Origin of the sequence: Paracoccus everestensis (assembly GCF_021491915.1) — a bacterium.
Taxonomy (GTDB): Bacteria; Pseudomonadota; Alphaproteobacteria; order Rhodobacterales; family Rhodobacteraceae; genus Paracoccus; species Paracoccus everestensis.
Genome location: NZ_CP090836.1, coordinates 792,501 through 809,253, shown reverse-complemented (window position 1 = coordinate 809,253; position 16,753 = coordinate 792,501). Strand labels below are relative to the sequence as shown.

The following is a 16,753-nucleotide window of genomic DNA, read 5'->3' as shown; positions in this document are numbered from 1 at the left end:
ACCTTGCGGGCATTATAGGTCAGCTTTGCTGACCGACGAAGGAAAAAATGCGTGTGCGGCTTTTGCTTGCTGGAATGCAGCATTCAGGTTAGGTCTGCAAAAAACGCATGGCAGTCACGGCAGGATTGTAACAGCATGGACTGGGACAAGCTTAGAATATTCCACGCCGTTGCCGATGCGGGCAGCCTGACCCATGCTGGCGACACGCTGCATTTGTCGCAATCCGCCGTCAGCCGGCAGATTCGCGCGCTGGAAGAAGCCCTGGGAACGACCCTGTTCCACCGCCATGCGCGGGGACTGATTCTGACCGAACAGGGCGAGTTGCTGTTCGACGCCACATCGTCCATGGCGCGCAAGCTGGACACGGCATCTGCCCGGATCCGCGACAGCGAGGAACACGTCTTTGGCGAGTTGAAGGTCACGGCCACGGTCGGTTTCGGCACGCTGTGGCTGGCCCCGAAGCTGGTCAAGCTTTACGAAAAATATCCCGACCTCAAGATCGACCTGATGCTCGAGGAACGGGTACTGGATCTGCCCATGCGCGAAGCCGACGTGGCCATCCGCATGAAGGAACCCAGCCAGTCCGACCTGATCCGGCGGCGTCTGCTGTCGGTGCGGATGCGCCTTTACGCGACCCAGGAATACCTGGACAAGGCGGGCGCGCCTGCGGCGATGGCGGATCTGTCGCCCCACCGCCTGATCTGCCAGCGGCCCGACCAGCCGCAAGTGGCGGCGGGCGCGCGGCTGGTCCAGGACATCATGGCCCAGAACATCGGATCGACCCTGACGGTGAACAATTACTTCGGCGTGTTGCAGGCGGTGTTGGCCAATCTGGGGATCGGGGTCTTGCCCGATTACCTGACCGCCGATCACAAGCGGTTGGTGCGCGTGCTGCCCGATACGGAATCCGGCGAGGTGCCGGTTTTCCTGGCCTATCCCGAGGAACTGCGCCAAACCCGCCGCGTCGCCGTGTTCCGCGACTTCGTGCTGGAGGAAATCCAGGCCTTTCGTCGCCGCCAAAGCGAAGCCCTGCTGTCCGAGGCCATCGGCACTAGTTAGGCCAGCATCGCGCCATTTGCGGATCCGCGCGCCCCACGCCGGGCGGCAAGGGTGGCGATCCCACGCTTCTGGCCCCTGCCAAGCCGCATGGTCTTGTCGCTGCGCGGACTGGGGACGGCCAATGGCCCCTCAGACCGCTGCGGCTTGCCGTGCGGCCTTGCGGCGGGCCACCCGCGCCCGGATTGCCTGGGTATCGGTGACCGGGGTCGCGGCGAACAGCTGCCGGGTATAAGGATGGGTCGGATCGGAAAAGATCGCATCGCGCGACGCCTGTTCCACCGCCTCGCCTTCGGAAATCACCATCACGTCGTCGGCGATATAGCGGACCACCGACAGGTCGTGGCTGACGAAGACATAGGTCAGGCCCAGTTCGTCCTGCAAATCGGCCAGCAGGTTCAGAACCTGCGCCTGCACCGACAGATCCAACGCCGAGACCGGTTCGTCCAGGACCAGCAGCGACGGGTTCAGCATCAGCGCACGCGCAATCGCGATCCGCTGCCGTTGCCCGCCCGAGAACATATGCGGATAGCGGTTGTAATGCTCGGGCATCAGGCCGACCTTTTTCAGCATCGCCCGGGCCCGGTCGCGCCGTTCGGCGGCGGGCACATCGGTGTTGATGACCAAGGGTTCCGTCAGCACATCGCCGATCTTCTGGCGCGGGTTCAGGCTGCCATAAGGGTTCTGGAACACCATCTGCACCTTGGACCGCAATTCGGGACCGGGGCGGCTGGCGTTGATGTCGACGCGCTGTCCCTCGATCAGCAATTCCCCCTGCGAGGGCGCGTCGATCAGCGCGATGATGCGGGCCAGCGTGGACTTGCCGGAACCGGATTCGCCGACAATCGCCAGCGTCTTGCCCTTGTGTACGCTGAAATCGATGCCCTTGACCGCGCGGACGGACTTGGCGCGGCGCAGCATATTGCCTGGAACGTGATAATCCCGGACGATTGCGCGTCCCTCGACAACAGGTGTCATCGCGCGGCCTCCTCGATGAAAAAGTCGGACACGGTGGGCAGGCGGTCGCCGGTCGCGTGTTCCGGCAGGGCCGACAGAAGCGCACGGGTATAGGGGCTTTGCGGGTTCTCGAACAGGTCCAGCACCTCGGCCTCCTCCATCTTGCGGCCCTTGTACTGGACCACCACGCGGTCTGCGGTTTCGGCCACCACGCCCATGTCATGCGTGATCAGGATCAGGCCCATGCCGTAATCTTCCTGCAGCTTCATCAGCAGATCCAGGATCTGTTTCTGGATGGTCACGTCCAGGGCGGTGGTCGGCTCGTCCGCGATCAGCAGCCTGGGGTTCGATGCGATGGCGATGGCGATCATCACCCGCTGGCACTGCCCGCCCGACATCTGGTGCGGATAGGATTTCAGCTTTTCTTCCGGCTCCGGGATGCCCACGGAACGGAACAGGTCCAGGGCGCGGTTGCGCGCAGCCTTGCCCGACAGGCCCAGGTTCAGGCGCAGGACTTCCTCGATCTGGAAGCCTACGGTGAAGGACGGGTTCAGCGACGCCACGGGTTCCTGGAAGATCATCGTGATTTCCCGGCCGATCAGCTTGCGCCGCTCGGCATCGGTCATCGTCAGCATATTCTGGCCGTCATAGGTCATTTCATCGGCCGTGACGGTGGCGGTATCGGGCAGAAGGCCCATCACCGCCAGCATCGACACCGACTTGCCCGACCCGGATTCGCCCACGATGGCCAGAACCTCGCTGCGGTCCACGGACAGGTCCACCCCGTCCACGGCTGTGAAGCTGCCGGTCGCGGTGGCGAACCTGACGGTCAGGTTGCGGATGGTCAACAACGACATGGGCATCAGCTCCGCTTCAGTTTGGGGTCAAGCGCGTCGCGCAGCCCGTCGCCCATCATGTTGATCGCCAGGACCGAGACCAGGATGGCCAACCCCGGCAGGGTGACCACCCACCATGCCCGCAGGATGAATTCGCGAGCCTCGGCCAGCATGGTCCCCCATTCGGGCGCAGGGGGCTGTGCCCCCATGCCCAGGAATCCCAGTGCGGCCGAATCCAGCACCGCCGAGGAAAAGGACAGCGTCGCCTGCACGATCAGTGGTCCCAGGCAGTTGGGCAGGATGGTCTTGAACATCAGCCGCAGGTTGCCTGCGCCTGCGACGCGCGCGGCGGTGACATATTCGCGCCGCATCTCGCCCATCACGGCGGCGCGGGTTAGGCGGGCGAAGTGCGGCTGGTAAACGATGGCGATGGCGATCATCGCATTGGTCAGCCCCGGTCCCAGCACGGCGACAAGAACCAGTGCCAGCAACAGCGACGGGAATGCCAGGATCACATCCATCACGCGCATGATCAGCCCATCGACCCAGCCACGGAAAAACCCCGCGATCAGGCCGATGATCACGCCGCCGACAAGGGCGACCGACACCACGACGATGCCGATGAAAAGCGAATAGCGCGCGCCAAAGATCAGCCGCGACAGCATATCCCGGCCGACGGCATCGGTGCCCAGCAGGAACTCGGCCCGGCCACCCTCTTGCCAGAAAGGCGGCGTCAGAAATGCGTCACGATATTGGGTGGTCGGATCATGCGGCGCCAGGACCGGCGCAAACAGCGCGGTCAGCACAAGCAGGATGAACACCACCAGCCCGGCCACGGCGCCCCGGTTCTGGCGGAAATAGAACCAGAACTCGGACAGCATCTGGCGGCGGATCGCGGCGGTAGAAAGTTCGGCGGTATTGCTCATGACGCGCGGATCCTGGGGTTGATAAGGCCATAGGTCAGGTCAACCAGCAGGTTCACCACCATCACCATTCCCGCGATCAGCAGCAGCCCCGACTGCACGACAGGATAGTCGCGGCGCGAAATGGAATCGATCATCCACTTGCCGATGCCCGGCCAACTGAAGATCGTCTCGGTCAGGATCGCGCCTGCGATCAGCACGCCGATCTGAAGGCCGATGGTGGTGACGACCGGGATCATCGCGTTGCGCAGCGCATGGACGCCGATCACCCGGCGCCGCGGCATACCCTTGGCGCGAGCGGTGCGGACGTAATCCTCGCCCAGAACCTCCAGCATGGCCGATCGTGTCTGCCGGGCGATCACCGCCAGCGGGATCGTGGCCAGCACCACCGAGGGCAGGATCAGGTGGCTGACCGCCGACCGGAACGCACCGTCCTGCCCCGACATCAGGCTGTCGATCAGCATGAAGCCGGTGCCTTGGGGAAAGAAATACATCAGGCTGATGCGGCCCGACACCGGCGTCCAGCCCAGGAAACCCGAAAAGAAGATGATCAGCAGCAAACCCCACCAGAAGATCGGCATCGAAAAGCCGACCAGGGCCGATGTCATGGACACCTGATCGAACCAGCTGCCCCGCTTGATCGCCGCCAGCACGCCCACCGGGACGCCCACCAGCGTCGCGATGATGATCGCGCACAGGCCCAGTTCGACGGTTGCCGGAAACAGGGCCAGAAATTCGGTCAGCACGGGCTTTTTCGTGACCAGCGAATTGCCCAGGTCGCCTTGCAGCAGGCGTCCCAGAAAATCCAGGTACTGCATCACGATCGGCTTGTCGAAGCCCAGTTGCGCGCTGAGTTCGGCGTGACGTTCAGGCGATACGCCGCGTTCGCCCGCCATCAACAGCACCGGATCGCCGGGCAGGATGCGGACAAAGCCAAAGGCAACGATCGTGATCCCCAGGAAAGTCGGGACCAGATACAGCAGCTTCGAAAGGAGGAAACGGACCATGTGCCTTGTTCCTTGAGGAACGCGCGGGAACTCGAGCCCGCGCGTTCATTTGTCGAAGGTGTGACGCGAAGGGCCTATTCGGCCAGATCAACGGTCTCGAAGGTGAAATCGCCAAGCGGGCTCATCTGGAAGCCCGACACCTTGGTCGACATCGGCACGTATTGGGTCGAATGCGCGATGGTCAGCCAGGGCGCCTGGTCCTTGAAGACGACCTGTGCCTGTTCGTAAAGCTTCGTGCGCTCCGCCGCATTAGCCGTCACCTTGGCCTGACGCAGCAGATCCGAGAACTCCTCGTTGCACCAGAACGCGCGGTTCGCGCCGCCTTCCTTGGCGGAATCGCAAGACAGCAGCACCGACAGGAAGTTGTCGGGATCGCCGTTGTCGCCGGTCCAGCCCAGGATCACCGCGCCGTCGCGGCCGGCTTCCATCGACTTGGACAGGTATTCGCCCCATTCATAGGATACGATCTGCGCGTTCACGCCGACCTTGGACAGGTCTTCTTGCATCAGTTCGGCCGTGCGGCGGGCGTTGGGCATATAGGGCCGCTGGACCGGCATCGCCCAGATGTTCATGGACAGGCCGGTGACGCCTTCGGCCTCCAGCATCGCCTTGGCGGCTTCGGGATCGTAGGGATCATCCTCGATGCTGTCGTTATAGGACCACATGGTCGGCGGGATCGGGTTCTTGGCGGGTTCGGCCGCGCCCTGGAAAACCCCGTCGATGATGGCCTCTTTGTTGATGGCCATGTTCAACGCCTTGCGGACCTTCGGATTGTCAAAGGGCGCAACCGTGGTGTTATAGGCCAGATATCCCACGTTCAGGCCCGGCTGTTCATCCAGCTTCAGGCTGTCGTCGGCCCGGATCGAGTCCAGGTCGGCGGGCGAGGGATAGGGCATCAGGTGGCATTCGCCGGCCTTCAGCTTTTGCAGACGGACCGAGGAATCGGGCGTGATCGCAAAGATCAGGTCGTCGATCTTGGGCGCCGTGCCCCAGTAATCGGGGTTCTTCTGATACCGGATCACGGCGTCCTTCTGATAGGCCACGAACTTGAACGGCCCGGTGCCGATCGGCAGGTTGTTCAGGTCTTCCTGGGCGCCCGCGGCCTCCAGCGTGTCGGCATATTCCTTGGACACGATCGACGCGAAAGGCATCGCGATGTTTGCCAGGAACGGCGCCTCTGGCTGGTTCAGCGTGATCTTGAGGGTATGGTCGTCGACCTTCTCGATGGACTTCACCAGGTTCGGCATATCCATGGAGGTATAGTATTCATAGGTGATGCCCGGGATGTACTGGTGCCAGGGATGGGCGGAATCGCCCTGCCGCTGGAACGAGAAGATCACGTCATCGGCGTTGAAATCGCGGGTCGGGGTGAAGCGGTCGTTCGACTGCCATTTGACGCCCTGGCGCAGCTTGAAGGTGTATTCCGTGCCGTCCTCGGACACTTCCCAGCTTTCGGCCAAGCCCGGTTCGACCTCGGTCGTGCCCTTCTTGAACTCGGTCAGGCGGTTATAGATCGGGTGGGCAGACGCGTCGAAGGTGGTGCCTGCGGTATAGGGCGACGGATCGAAGCCCTCGGGCGAGGCTTCCGAGCAATAGACAAAGGTCTTGGCCTCGGCCACGGCGGTCATCATCGCCAGGGCCGATACGGCCAGAAGGCTGCGGGACAGGTGGTTCATGCGGATTGATCCTTTACGCTCTCTGTTGAACTTGTGACCGCGTTGTCGCCAGACGGGGATTCGCGGTGCATATTATGCAGGCATACACCTGGACAGGATGATTGTTCCACCAGCAACGGCTATGACGATACGTCTGTTCTTAAAACCACAAGCCGGATTCAAGGTCAATCTTGCTTACCCAAACGGCCGGTCCAGGTCATCGGCGGGCGGATTGAACCAGCGCGGCCCGTCTCCGGTCATGTGGACGATATCCTCCAGCCGGATGCCGCATTCGCCATAAAGGCACAGCATCGGCTCGATTGAAAAGCACATTCCGGGCTGCAGGGGCGTCTGGTTCCCCTTCACGATCCAGGGGTCCTCGTGGATATCCAGCCCCAAGCCGTGGCCGGTGCGATGCGGCAGGCCGGGCACCGCGTAACCCGGCCCGAACCCGGCGGCGGCGATCACCGTGCGGGCGGCGGCGTCCACCGCCTCGCACGGCGTGCCGACCTGCGCGGCGGCAAAGGCTGCCGCCTGGGCCGCGCGTTCGATCCCCCACAGGTGCCGCTGCCGCGCGGTGGGCGCGCCAAACACATAGCTGCGGGTGATGTCGGACCGATACCCGTGCAGCGTGCCCCCCATGTCAACCAGCACCATGTCGCCACGTTCCAGGATCTGGGGATCCGGCACGCCATGCGGAAAGGCCGTTGCCTGGCCGAACTGGACGGCGTGGAACAGCGGTTTCATCCCCGACGCCTGGTGCGCCGCGTCGATGAACTGGCCGATCTCGGTTGTGGTGATCCCGGCGCGCAGGCCGGAATGGACCGCCCGCTGGATGTGCCAGCTTGCATCCATCGCGGTCTGGATGATGGCGATTTCCTCGGCGGACTTGATCTGCCGCAATCCGGCGATGATCCCTGCCGCGGAACAACCCTGCCCGTCCAGGGCCGCCATCATTCGCGATGCAAAGCCAAAGGGCGTTGCCGGGTCCAGACCCAGCCCCCTGCCGGGCAGATCGCCCAAGTATCGCGCGACAAGCGCAAACGGATCTTCGTCTTCTTCCCACATCAGCATCGGGCCGGGGATTTGCCGCAAGGCATCCAGCTTTGGCGCCTCGAAAGCCGGTGTCAGATAGGCCGGCGGTCCTTCGGCGGCCACCAGGGCGCCGTGGATCCGTTCGGACTGGCCCAGCCGCAGCCCGGTGAAATAGGTCAGCGACGAGGATCCGTCCAGCCAGACCGCCGCCAGCCCCGCCACGCGAATTTCGGCCCGAAGGGCGGCAAGCCGCGCCTTGTATGCAGCAACGCCGATGGGCGTGGCAGATACCGGGTGAAAGGATGCCAGCGCGTGGTCAAGATCGGTTGGCGCGGCTTGGGTGGTTCTGACAGTCATGCAACGTCCTTTTCCATCGACGTTCTATCCGTTTCCCCAGTCTCGCAGCAAGTCGCCCAGCGGTTGACGATCCATGCCAAGGCCATTTGCGTTTTGTTCCGCGAAAAAATCGCCTTCAGATTGGCATGCAAAACAGCGCCCAATCCCGCGACCATCTCGGCCGAACTTCGCCTATCCTGCGAAATGGGCTGAACAAAGTATTGATTGGCAATGCTTATAATATCGTCAATGCGGGGTTGTGCAAGCATGGACAGATTTTCGCACCGCGATCATCATCAACCCTGGTAATAGGTTCTGCACGTAATACACGCAGCGCGTGCCCGAACTCCAAGGCGTCAAGCCATCCAGCACGGACCACCCAAGGTTGCTGCACAGGGAGATCCAGATCATGCCGGCCACGACCTCGATCCAGAATACCGAAGAATGGTGGATCAATGACCAAACGCCCGACAATCCTTATGGGAAAAGCGAAGACTACGACGCGTTCCTGGATCACCTGGGCGCATTGAGACGCGACCTGACGCCCGCCACTGCGTCCGAACCGCTGCGGATCAACGTCCACGAACTGAACGACCATCCCGAGTACAAGGCCGCCGCCGTCGGCGCCCTTACGCTGTGGTCGTCGGTCACGCCCCTGCGGTTCGAGATCGTCGATGATGCGCCGTTCGACGCAACGACCGACTGGATGGAGGTTGTCAGCCCCGAACTGGGCGAGTTGGACGATGGCAGCGCCTATTCCGCCGACCAGTATGTCAGCATCGGCCAAAGGTTCCACGACACCGAACCGGACCTGACCGACATCGGCGGCTATGTCTTTGATTCTTTTGTTCACGAATTCGGGCATGAATTCGGCCTGAACCACCCCGGCCTGTACAATTACAGCGGTCCTGGGGGCGTGCAGATCAACTATCTGAACAATGCGACCTGGATCTATGACCGGCAGCAATACAGCGTCATGTCCTATTTCGACGGCATCGACGTGGGCGAGGAAAGCCGCTGGTCGGCCGCGACGCCCTTGACGGCTGACATCGAGGCCGTGATCCGCCGGTTCTTCTCGACCGTGGATGCGGACGGGCAGCGCACCTATCAGACGATCGCCCTGAACACCGGCAGCAACGTTTACGGCTTCAACAGCACCGAATACGGCTATCTGCTGACACCGACGGGGACGCAGCGCGATATCGGCTTTGTCATCCATGACACGGGCGGCGACGACACCATCAACTTTTCCGGGTCAACGGCGGGAACGATCCTTGACCTGCGCGCGGGCCAGTTTTCCAGCGTGAACGGCCACAGCAACAACGTATCGATCTTTGCCGGCCACAATGCCGACCAGACCGAATACCATATCGAGAAGGGAATCGGCAGCGGGTTCGCCGACATCCTGATCGGCAATGATGGGGATAACGTGCTGGACGGGCGCGGCGGGGCCGACCGCATGGCGGGCAACGGCGGCAATGACACCTATTTCGTCGATTCCGCCGACGACATTGTCCGCGAGGACGCGGATGGCGGCAGCGACACGATCATCGTGATTGCCGATGGCCTGGACATCGGCACCGTCGCCAATGTGGAAACCATCATCTATGCAGGCGGAACCGTCCCGGACCCCCGGAATGACGGCGGGGATCCCGCAGGCAACGGCGGCCCGCCCCTTTCCAGCATCCTTGTGGGCGATGGAGGCAACAACACCCTGGACGGTGGAGCGGGCGGCAATACGATCCTCGGCCTGGGCGGTGACGACCTGATCACAGGCGGGCGCGATTCCCTGGCCAGCCGCGACATCAACAACACGATCGACGTCGCGGACCTGGCGGACCAGACCGAAAGCGACGACGGCGACGACGGCGACGACGCGCTGTATGGCGGGGATGGCAACGATACCATCTTTGGCGGCGCGGGCGACGATACGCTGGACGGGGGCAATGGCGACGACCTGCTGCTGGGCCAGGCGGGCGTCGATGTCTTCCGGGGCGGCTCGGGCAGCGATACGGTGGATTTCAGCCGGGAAAGCCCGTTCCAGTTGCTGGTCAACCTGGAAACCAACGTCGCCAGCGGCGGCACCGCATCAGGCGATACCTTCGACAGCATCGAGAACCTGATCGGATCCGATGACCGGATCGACCGCTTTGTCGGCAGTTCGGCGGCCAACCATTTCCGGGGCCAGGGCGGCGGCGATTATTTCAACGGCCGTGATGGCAACGACCTGCTGGATGGCGGCAACGACGGCGACATCCTGTATGGCGAAGGCGGCGACGACACGATCATCGGCGGGGCGGGCCAGGATTACCTGGACGGCGGCGCAGGAATCGACACGGTCGTCTATGCAGGAAGCTCGGCCGCCGTCAGGATTGACCTGGCCGACGGATCTGCCCGGGGCGGCGATGCCGACGGTCCCGTGCAGATCGTCGGGCGCGGCACGGTCATCCGCCACGACATCCTGGCCGGTTTCGAAAACGCGGTCGGCTCGTTCCATGACGACCACATCACCGGCAACGACGTGGCCAACGAACTGTCCGGCGGTTCGGGCGACGACACCCTGGCAGGCGGGGCGGGCGCCGATACCCTGCTGGGCGGCGCGGGGCGCGACACGGCGGATTATGCCGATGCTGCGGCCGGGGTCCGCATCGACCTGGCACGCGGCGGGCCTGACGGTGATGTCTATGTCTCGATCGAAAACGGCGCTGGCTCGGGGTTCAACGACCGGATCAGCGGGAACGGCGGCGCTAATATGCTGACCGGCCAAGGGGGCGCCGACGACCTGCGCGCCGGGAACGGCGATGACACCCTGCTGGGCGATTTCACCCCCCAGGGCGAACCCCTGCCGCGCCCCGGCCTGGGCAGCGGCTATGTCACCCTTGGGCCGGACGCGACCAACGGTTCGATCGCGACGGCCCTCGACATTTCCGACAACTTCTCGCTGACCGCCGATCCCGACATCTTCGATTCCACCACGGTCCTGCATACCACCGTCAATGCCACCGGGACCGGCAAGGCCGGTTACTACAGCATCGAGTTGGCGGCGGGCACGCTGATCACCATCGACATCGACGGCATTGCCGATCCCGATGTCCATGACAGCTGGGTCAGGCTGCTGGACAGCGACGGCAACATCGTCACTGAGAACGACGATGGCGGCGGCGATCCCGGATCGACCACCAACCGCGATTCAAGCACCGTCTTCACCGTCGAGGAAACCGGAACATATTATATCGTCGAGGGAAGCTGGTCGCCCGACGCGCCCGGGAACGGCTGGTCGCCGTCGGTTCCCGAAGGTTCGACATATGAACTGAACGTGTCGGTGGAGTTCCCGCCCGAACCGGTCCAGCCCGGGATTTCCGGCAAGGATACGCTTCGAGGCGGATCGGGCAGCGACCTGCTGGATGGCGGGTTGGCCGCGGACTTTCTGATCGGCGGCACGGGCGAGGATTCGTTCCGCTTCTCGACCGCGCTTGGGGATGGAAACATCGACCGCATTTCGGACTTCAACGTGGCCGACGACCTGATCCTGCTTGCAGGTGACATCTTCGACGGGATCGGCGCGCTTGGCGCCCTTGCCTTCGGGGCGTTCCGCAGCGGTCCGGGCGGTGCAGCCCAGGATGCGGACGACCGGATCCTTTATGACAGCGACAGCGGCTTTCTGTCCTATGACGCAGATGGATCGGGCCAGACGGCTGCCGTCAGGTTCGCGAGGCTGGGCACGAATCTTGGCCTTTCGGCCGAAGATTTCTATGTTGTCTGAAGCAACCCGAACGGGCGCGCGGCACCGCGCCCCCTTCTGCCACGCCGTGGGAAAATTCGGCAGGGCGAAAGCAATGAGGAACGCAAGATGAAGCGGCTTGCCCATCGCCGGACGATATTGTTGGCCGCCGCGACTGCGGCGATTGCGGCAACCGCCGGGGCCGATGCGCCCCATCCGACCCAGATCGAAGTTGCCGTCGCCTACGAAGGCGGCGGGACGATCCCGAAGGGTGAATTGGTCGTATATCTTGACGGAGCAGCCAGCCGGCCATCCGGCGGTGCACGGATAAATGCCCAGAGCGATGGCGGATCAAGACAGATGAATGTGTTGATAGCCCTGCCCCCATCCGCAACGGGCGGTCCCCTGCCCCGGCAGGTCGTTGCACGGTTGCAGCGGGCGGATGGCTGGCTGATCGCGCGGGGCAGCACGCAGGTTCAGGCAGGCGCACCCGCCACCATCACCCTGCATACCGTTATGTACTGAGGACGCGCGTGGCGCACCCAAGCTTTGCTGGCATCCCGTTTCGCCCTGACGCATAGTTAACCTTAGATAACTTTGGCCCGCCGCTGGAGTGCCCCCCTGAACTGGTCCCCCACTCGGACAGAATTATCCCCTTCAGGAGGACAGCAGGTGGCATGCAAGCGAGACGAACCAGAAGATATCGTGCTGAAACTTCGGCAGATTGAAGTGCTTCATGGACAAGGAATGGCGATTTCCGACGCGGTGCGGCAGATCGGCGTGACCGAGCCGATGTATTATCGCGGGCGCAAGAAGTATGGCGGCCTGAAGCGGTATCAACTCAAGCACCTACAGGATCATGACAGCACACAACTTGCTGCTGGCGCGGAAATATTCTGAGCGGCCGGAGCACATCCATGACGGCAGGATCAACGTGATGCGCTCGAACCTCCGCTGGTGCAGTGACGGCTTTGAGTTTACCCGGCTCGGAACGGCGACATCGTCCGGGACGCTTTTATCATCAATGCCCATGACCGCAGATCATCGCCTGGAGGGCTGTGGTCAATGCCGGCATCAGCGGGTCCGACATTCGCGACATCATGCTCGAAGCCGTCGAACGTCGCTTCGGCACATGTCGCGCACCTTCGGTCATTGAGATGCTGTCCGACAAGGGCTCCCCTTCCATTGCGAAGGAAACGCAGATCTCCGCGCGCCAGCTGGGGCTGAAACCCTGCTTCACACCGGTGCAGAGCCCACAAAGCAACGGTGTCTCGCTCGCCATGTCCTCGGACCAGTGGCGAACAATGGCTCGCCTTTCGTAAAGACGCTGAAGCGCGATTACGCCCAGGTGACACCGCTGCCGGATGCCCAGACAGTCCTTGGATTGATCGGAAGCTGGATCAAGGATTACAACAACAACCACCCGCATTCAGGGCTGAAGATGCGCTCGCCACGCAAGTTTATCGCAGCTCAAACAGCAACCGCCTGAGGAGTGTCCGGTGAAACGGGGGCAAGACCAGGTGGATCGTGCGGAGCCTTGATGGATTGCACGGGGTTGATGATGCCGGCGCGGTGCAAAAGCGTGGCGCCACTGGCCGCGGTGACGGCGCCGTCGCATGTTTGCACCAGGCACCAGTTCCTTTTATTCTTTCTGGGACAAGCCTCTTGGTCAGACGAAGCGCTGATGGGGCGCGTTTGCTATCGAGTCTTGCTCCCGCATGAAAGGCGGTGGCTCGGTCACGGCCCGGATTATCGGTGACACGGGCTTTCCCCAAAGAGCAACCATCCCGGGGTTGTCGCCCGTCAACATTGCGGACATCTCGGCAAGCAGGACTATTGCCAGATAGCAGTCAGTCTTTCCATTGGCAATGAGGTCGGGCTTGCCGACTGCGTGGCAGCTTTGGCTTCCAGAGATCTGGTTGGATGATCCGTAACATCGACAAAAAGCAAAGATGCCAGACGAGATTGTTGTCCAAACCGAGCCTGAGATGGCGATCGATCAGATCCGCGCCGCGCCGCACCCGCTGCACAAACGCCGATATGTGGAAGACCTTCCCATGGCGCGAGGACAGCAACGTCGATCTGACATCACGCTTTGCTGCCGTGCACCTGCATGTCGCGTCCCGACACTGTAGCCTCACCCAGCCACGACTATCAAATACGAAAGATCTCCCTGCGGGCCTATGTCGCCCTCTGCCCGCCGACGCGCGGCACTCGATCACCTTTGACCGCGGCCTGGAGTTCGTGGCCTGGCGCGAGCTGGAAACCGGCCTTGGCACGAAGGCGTGGTTCTGCGACGCGCAAGCCGTGGCAAAGGGGCTCAGTCGAGAACAGGAACAAGCGGCTCCGTCGCTGCCTGCCCCGGGACGCTGCTGTGTCGCAGCTGACACCTCGTTCGATGAGGATGATGTGTCAGCGGTTGAACGCCACGCCCCCGAAAGTGTCTGGGCTATCGAACACCCACCGAAGCGTTCCGAGACGAACTGATACGATGGGAGGCACCATGACGAACCCCGCTCTACAGGACTGGTGCATTCAGAATGGAGAGTGCAGCGCAAAGCAAACCTCGCATTCCTGCAAGACGCGGACATGCCAAAGCCCCGGCGTTTATCCGGGGCTTGTGTCATTTTAGGCTTGGTTTGGTTGCGGGGGCAGGATTTGAACCTGCGGCCTTCAGGTTATGAGCCTGACGAGCTACCGGGCTGCTCTACCCCGCGGCAGGGTTGTCGGTGTCGGTTTTTTCATCGTTTTCAGGGAGATTTTATCGCGTCTTTCCAGGTCTGGCGGTGACCTACTCTCCCACGTCTTGAGACGCAGTACCATCGGCGCAGCGGCACTTAACGGCCGAGTTCGGGATGGGATCGGGTGTTTTGCTCGCGCTAGGGCCACCAGACCGGGAAAGAGGCGATCAGCGTTGTCCCGCGATCCTTTTGGGGGATTGCGGGACGATGTTGTCCAAGGATGCGTTGGAAGATTTCAGTTCTGTGTGCCTGCGCACACGGAAGTCTGTCTTCTTCCGGATCAAATCAAGCCTATCGAGCCATTAGTACCGGTCAACTGAATGCATTGCTGCACGTACATCTCCGGCCTATCGACGTGGTGGTCTTCCACGGCTCTCAAGGGAGACCTTGTTTTGAGGGGGGCTTCACGCTTAGATGCCTTCAGCGTTTATCCTGTCCGTTCATAGCTACCCTGCACTGCCGTTGGCACGACAACAGGTCCACCAGTGGAACGTTCACCCCGGTCCTCTCGTACTAGGGGCAACTCCTCTCAAGTCTCCAACACCCACGGCAGATAGGGACCGAACTGTCTCACGACGTTCTAAACCCAGCTCACGTACCTCTTTAAATGGCGAACAGCCATACCCTTGGGACCTGCTCCAGCCCCAGGATGAGATGAGCCGACATCGAGGTGCCAAACGATGCCGTCGATATGGACTCTTGGGCATCATCAGCCTGTTATCCCCAGCGTACCTTTTATCCGTTGAGCGATGGCCCTTCCACTCGGGACCACCGGATCACTATGGCCGACTTTCGTCTCTGCTCGACTTGTCAGTCTTGCAGTCAGGCTGGCTTCTGCCATTGCACTCAACGAGCGATTTCCGACCGCTCTGAGCCAACCTTCGCGCGCCTCCGTTACTGTTTGGGAGGCGACCGCCCCAGTCAAACTACCCACCACGCAGGGTCCCGGACCCGGATAACGGGCCGCGGTTAGACATCAAGAGTGCGAAGGGCGGTATCTCAAGGATGACTCCACGAGGACTAGCGTCCCCGCTTCAAAGTCTACCGCCTATCCTGCACATCGCAATCCTGATGCCAGTGCGAAGTTGTAGTAAAGGTGCATGGGGTCTTTCCGTCTAACCGCGGGAAGTCTGCATCTTCACAGACAATTCAATTTCGCTGAGTCCACATTTGAGACAGCGGGGAAGTCGTTACGCCATTCGTGCAGGTCGGAACTTACCCGACAAGGAATTTCGCTACCTTAGGACCGTTATAGTTACGGCCGCCGTTTACCGGGGCTTCAATTCAATGCTTGCACATCTCCTTTTAACCTTCCGGCACCGGGCAGGCGTCAGACCCTATACGTCGCCTTGCGGCTTCGCAGAGCCCTGTGTTTTTAGTAAACAGTCGCCACCCCCTGGTTTGTGCCCCCGACCGATGCTTGCGCACCAATCGGGCCTCCTTCTCGCGAACTTACGGAGGTATTTTGCCGAGTTCCTTAAATGTGGTTCTCTCAAGCGCCTTGGTATTCTCTACCAGTCCACCTGTGTCGGTTTAGGGTACGGTCTTGTGGAGGGCTATTTCCAGGAACCCCTAAGCAGCCCGATCAATCCGTTAAGATCGAACTACCCTCGGGATCCGTCACCATCTCCTGGCCCAGGAATATTAACCTGGTTCCCATCGACTACGCCTTTCGGCCTCGCCTTAGGGGCCGGCTTACCCTGCTCAGATTAGCTTTAAGCAGGAACCCTTGGACTTTCGGCGACAGGGTCTCTCACCCTGTTTGTCGCTACTCATGTCAACATTCTCACTTCTGATCACTCCACCGGATGCCTCACGGCCCAGCTTCACAGTCAGAACATTGCCTCCGCTGCCCCCGAAGGGTCAGAAGAGGCAGCGTCCTATATCACAGAACGCTCCGCTACCACGTGCATAAATGCACATCCAAAGCTTCGGCTCGTGGCTTGAGCCCCGTTACATCTTCGCCGCAAGACCTCTTGATTAGACCAGTGAGCTGTTACGCTATCTTTAAAGGATGGCTGCTTCTAAGCCAACCTCCTGGTTGTTTTGGAAGTCTCACATGCTTTCCCACTTAGCCACGAATTGGGGGCCTTAGCTGTTGGTCAGGGTTGTTTCCCTCTCCACGACGGACGTTAGCACCCGCCGTGTGTCTCCCGGATAGTCCTCTCGGGTATTCGGAGTTTGCTTAGACTCAGTAAGGCTGTGGGCCCCCATCATCCATGCAGTGCTCTACCCCCCGAGGGATACGTCCGAGGCGCTACCTAAATAGCTTTCGCGGAGAACCAGCTATCTCCGAGTTTGATTGGCCTTTCACCCCTAGGCACAAGTCATCCCGACCTTTTTCAACAGGTGTGGGTTCGGACCTCCAGTTGGTGTTACCCAACCTTCATCCTGCTCATGCCTAGATCACTCGGTTTCGGGTCTGATCCATCTAACTCATGCGCCCATTTAAGACTCGCTTTCGCTGCGCCTACACCTAACGGCTT

At 61.6% G+C, this 16,753-nt stretch carries 11 protein-coding genes, 1 tRNA gene, 2 rRNA genes and 3 pseudogenes (1 of these 17 running past the window's edge); 7 read left to right on the top strand and 10 right to left on the bottom strand.

Features of this window, described 5'->3' with window-relative positions; translation table 11 throughout:
* The first annotated feature begins 135 nt into the window (after positions 1-135).
* Positions 136-1,059 (top strand): LysR family transcriptional regulator, encoded by a 924-nt coding sequence (locus tag LZ585_RS04030; protein ID WP_234855153.1) that lies wholly within the window; start codon positions 136-138, stop codon positions 1,057-1,059.
* Between the two features lie 129 nt (positions 1,060-1,188).
* Here the strand turns inward: LZ585_RS04030 and LZ585_RS04025 are convergent, their stop codons facing one another.
* The 7 genes from LZ585_RS04025 to LZ585_RS03995 all read right to left on the bottom strand — a co-directional run bounded on the left by LZ585_RS04025 (position 1,189) and on the right by LZ585_RS03995 (position 8,074).
* On the bottom strand, positions 1,189-2,034 hold the full coding sequence (locus tag LZ585_RS04025; protein ID WP_315857632.1) for an ATP-binding cassette domain-containing protein: 846 nt from the start codon (positions 2,032-2,034) through the stop codon (positions 1,189-1,191).
* Positions 2,031-2,870 (bottom strand): ABC transporter ATP-binding protein, encoded by an 840-nt coding sequence (locus LZ585_RS04020; RefSeq protein WP_234855152.1) that lies wholly within the window; start codon positions 2,868-2,870, stop codon positions 2,031-2,033. Before LZ585_RS04020 ends, LZ585_RS04025 begins: the two co-directional genes overlap by 4 nt.
* 5 nt (positions 2,871-2,875) lie before the next feature.
* On the bottom strand, positions 2,876-3,775 hold the full coding sequence (locus LZ585_RS04015; RefSeq protein WP_234855151.1) for an ABC transporter permease subunit: 900 nt from the start codon (positions 3,773-3,775) through the stop codon (positions 2,876-2,878).
* Positions 3,772-4,779 carry an ABC transporter permease subunit gene (locus LZ585_RS04010; RefSeq protein ID WP_234855150.1) on the bottom strand — a complete coding sequence of 336 codons (1,008 nt, stop codon included), beginning with the start codon at positions 4,777-4,779 and terminating at the stop codon, positions 3,772-3,774. Before LZ585_RS04010 ends, LZ585_RS04015 begins: the two co-directional genes overlap by 4 nt.
* A 74-nt stretch (positions 4,780-4,853) precedes the next feature.
* Positions 4,854-6,455, bottom strand: a complete 1,602-nt coding sequence (locus LZ585_RS04005) for an ABC transporter substrate-binding protein (RefSeq protein WP_234855149.1) — start codon at positions 6,453-6,455, stop codon at positions 4,854-4,856.
* Positions 6,456-6,629: 174 nt separating this feature from the next.
* Positions 6,630-7,826: a M24 family metallopeptidase gene (locus LZ585_RS04000; RefSeq protein ID WP_234855148.1), complete on the bottom strand. Its 1,197-nt coding sequence runs from the start codon at positions 7,824-7,826 to the stop codon at positions 6,630-6,632.
* Positions 7,823-8,074, bottom strand: a complete 252-nt coding sequence (locus tag LZ585_RS03995; protein ID WP_234855147.1) for a hypothetical protein — start codon at positions 8,072-8,074, stop codon at positions 7,823-7,825. Before LZ585_RS03995 ends, LZ585_RS04000 begins: the two co-directional genes overlap by 4 nt.
* Positions 8,075-8,214: 140 nt before the next feature.
* Between LZ585_RS03995 and LZ585_RS03990 the strand changes: the two genes are divergently transcribed.
* The 6 genes and pseudogenes from LZ585_RS03990 to LZ585_RS03970 all read left to right on the top strand — a co-directional run.
* Positions 8,215-11,568, top strand: a complete 3,354-nt coding sequence (locus LZ585_RS03990) for a M10 family metallopeptidase C-terminal domain-containing protein (protein ID WP_234855146.1) — start codon at positions 8,215-8,217, stop codon at positions 11,566-11,568.
* An 87-nt stretch (positions 11,569-11,655) separates the two neighbouring features.
* Positions 11,656-12,051 (top strand): hypothetical protein, encoded by a 396-nt coding sequence (locus LZ585_RS03985; RefSeq protein ID WP_234855145.1) that lies wholly within the window; start codon positions 11,656-11,658, stop codon positions 12,049-12,051.
* Between the two features lie 180 nt (positions 12,052-12,231).
* Positions 12,232-12,426, top strand: a complete 195-nt coding sequence (locus LZ585_RS03980; RefSeq protein ID WP_234855144.1) for a hypothetical protein — start codon at positions 12,232-12,234, stop codon at positions 12,424-12,426.
* A pseudogene (locus LZ585_RS03975) lies at positions 12,377-13,015 on the top strand (integrase core domain-containing protein); the annotation flags it as partial. The gene LZ585_RS03980 and the pseudogene LZ585_RS03975, both read left to right, overlap by 50 nt.
* 259 nt (positions 13,016-13,274) lie before the next feature.
* Positions 13,275-13,541 (top strand): annotated as a pseudogene (locus tag LZ585_RS14985) (transposase); the annotation flags it as partial.
* A 175-nt stretch (positions 13,542-13,716) separates the two neighbouring features.
* Positions 13,717-14,033 (top strand): annotated as a pseudogene (locus tag LZ585_RS03970) (IS30 family transposase); the annotation flags it as partial.
* Positions 14,034-14,166: 133 nt separating this feature from the next.
* On the opposite strand, the gene LZ585_RS03965 reads toward LZ585_RS03970, so the two are convergent.
* The 3 genes from LZ585_RS03965 to LZ585_RS03955 all read right to left on the bottom strand — a co-directional run.
* Positions 14,167-14,243 (bottom strand) — tRNA-Met (locus LZ585_RS03965).
* 61 nt (positions 14,244-14,304) lie between these two features.
* Positions 14,305-14,419 (bottom strand): 5S ribosomal RNA (rrf, locus tag LZ585_RS03960).
* A gap of 129 nt (positions 14,420-14,548) precedes the next feature.
* Positions 14,549-16,753, bottom strand: a 23S ribosomal RNA gene (locus LZ585_RS03955) (it continues 633 nt past the right edge of the window).

Bases quoted from the DNA above. Each gene is read 5' to 3' on its own strand.
- LZ585_RS04005 (WP_234855149.1), bottom strand. From the start codon at position 6,455: ATGAACCACCTGTCCCGCAGCCTTCTGGCCGTATCGGCCCTGGCGATG.
- LZ585_RS03990 (WP_234855146.1), top strand. From the start codon at position 8,215: ATGCCGGCCACGACCTCGATCCAGAATACCGAAGAATGGTGGATCAAT.
- LZ585_RS04020 (WP_234855152.1), bottom strand. From the start codon at position 2,870: ATGTCGTTGTTGACCATCCGCAACCTGACCGTCAGGTTCGCCACCGCG.
- LZ585_RS04000 (WP_234855148.1), bottom strand. From the start codon at position 7,826: ATGACTGTCAGAACCACCCAAGCCGCGCCAACCGATCTTGACCACGCG.
- LZ585_RS04015 (WP_234855151.1), bottom strand. From the start codon at position 3,775: ATGAGCAATACCGCCGAACTTTCTACCGCCGCGATCCGCCGCCAGATG.
- LZ585_RS04030 (WP_234855153.1), top strand. From the start codon at position 136: ATGGACTGGGACAAGCTTAGAATATTCCACGCCGTTGCCGATGCGGGC.
- LZ585_RS04010 (WP_234855150.1), bottom strand. From the start codon at position 4,779: ATGGTCCGTTTCCTCCTTTCGAAGCTGCTGTATCTGGTCCCGACTTTC.
- LZ585_RS04025 (WP_315857632.1), bottom strand. From the start codon at position 2,034: ATGACACCTGTTGTCGAGGGACGCGCAATCGTCCGGGATTATCACGTT.
- LZ585_RS03985 (WP_234855145.1), top strand. From the start codon at position 11,656: ATGAAGCGGCTTGCCCATCGCCGGACGATATTGTTGGCCGCCGCGACT.
- LZ585_RS03995 (WP_234855147.1), bottom strand. From the start codon at position 8,074: ATGCTTGCACAACCCCGCATTGACGATATTATAAGCATTGCCAATCAA.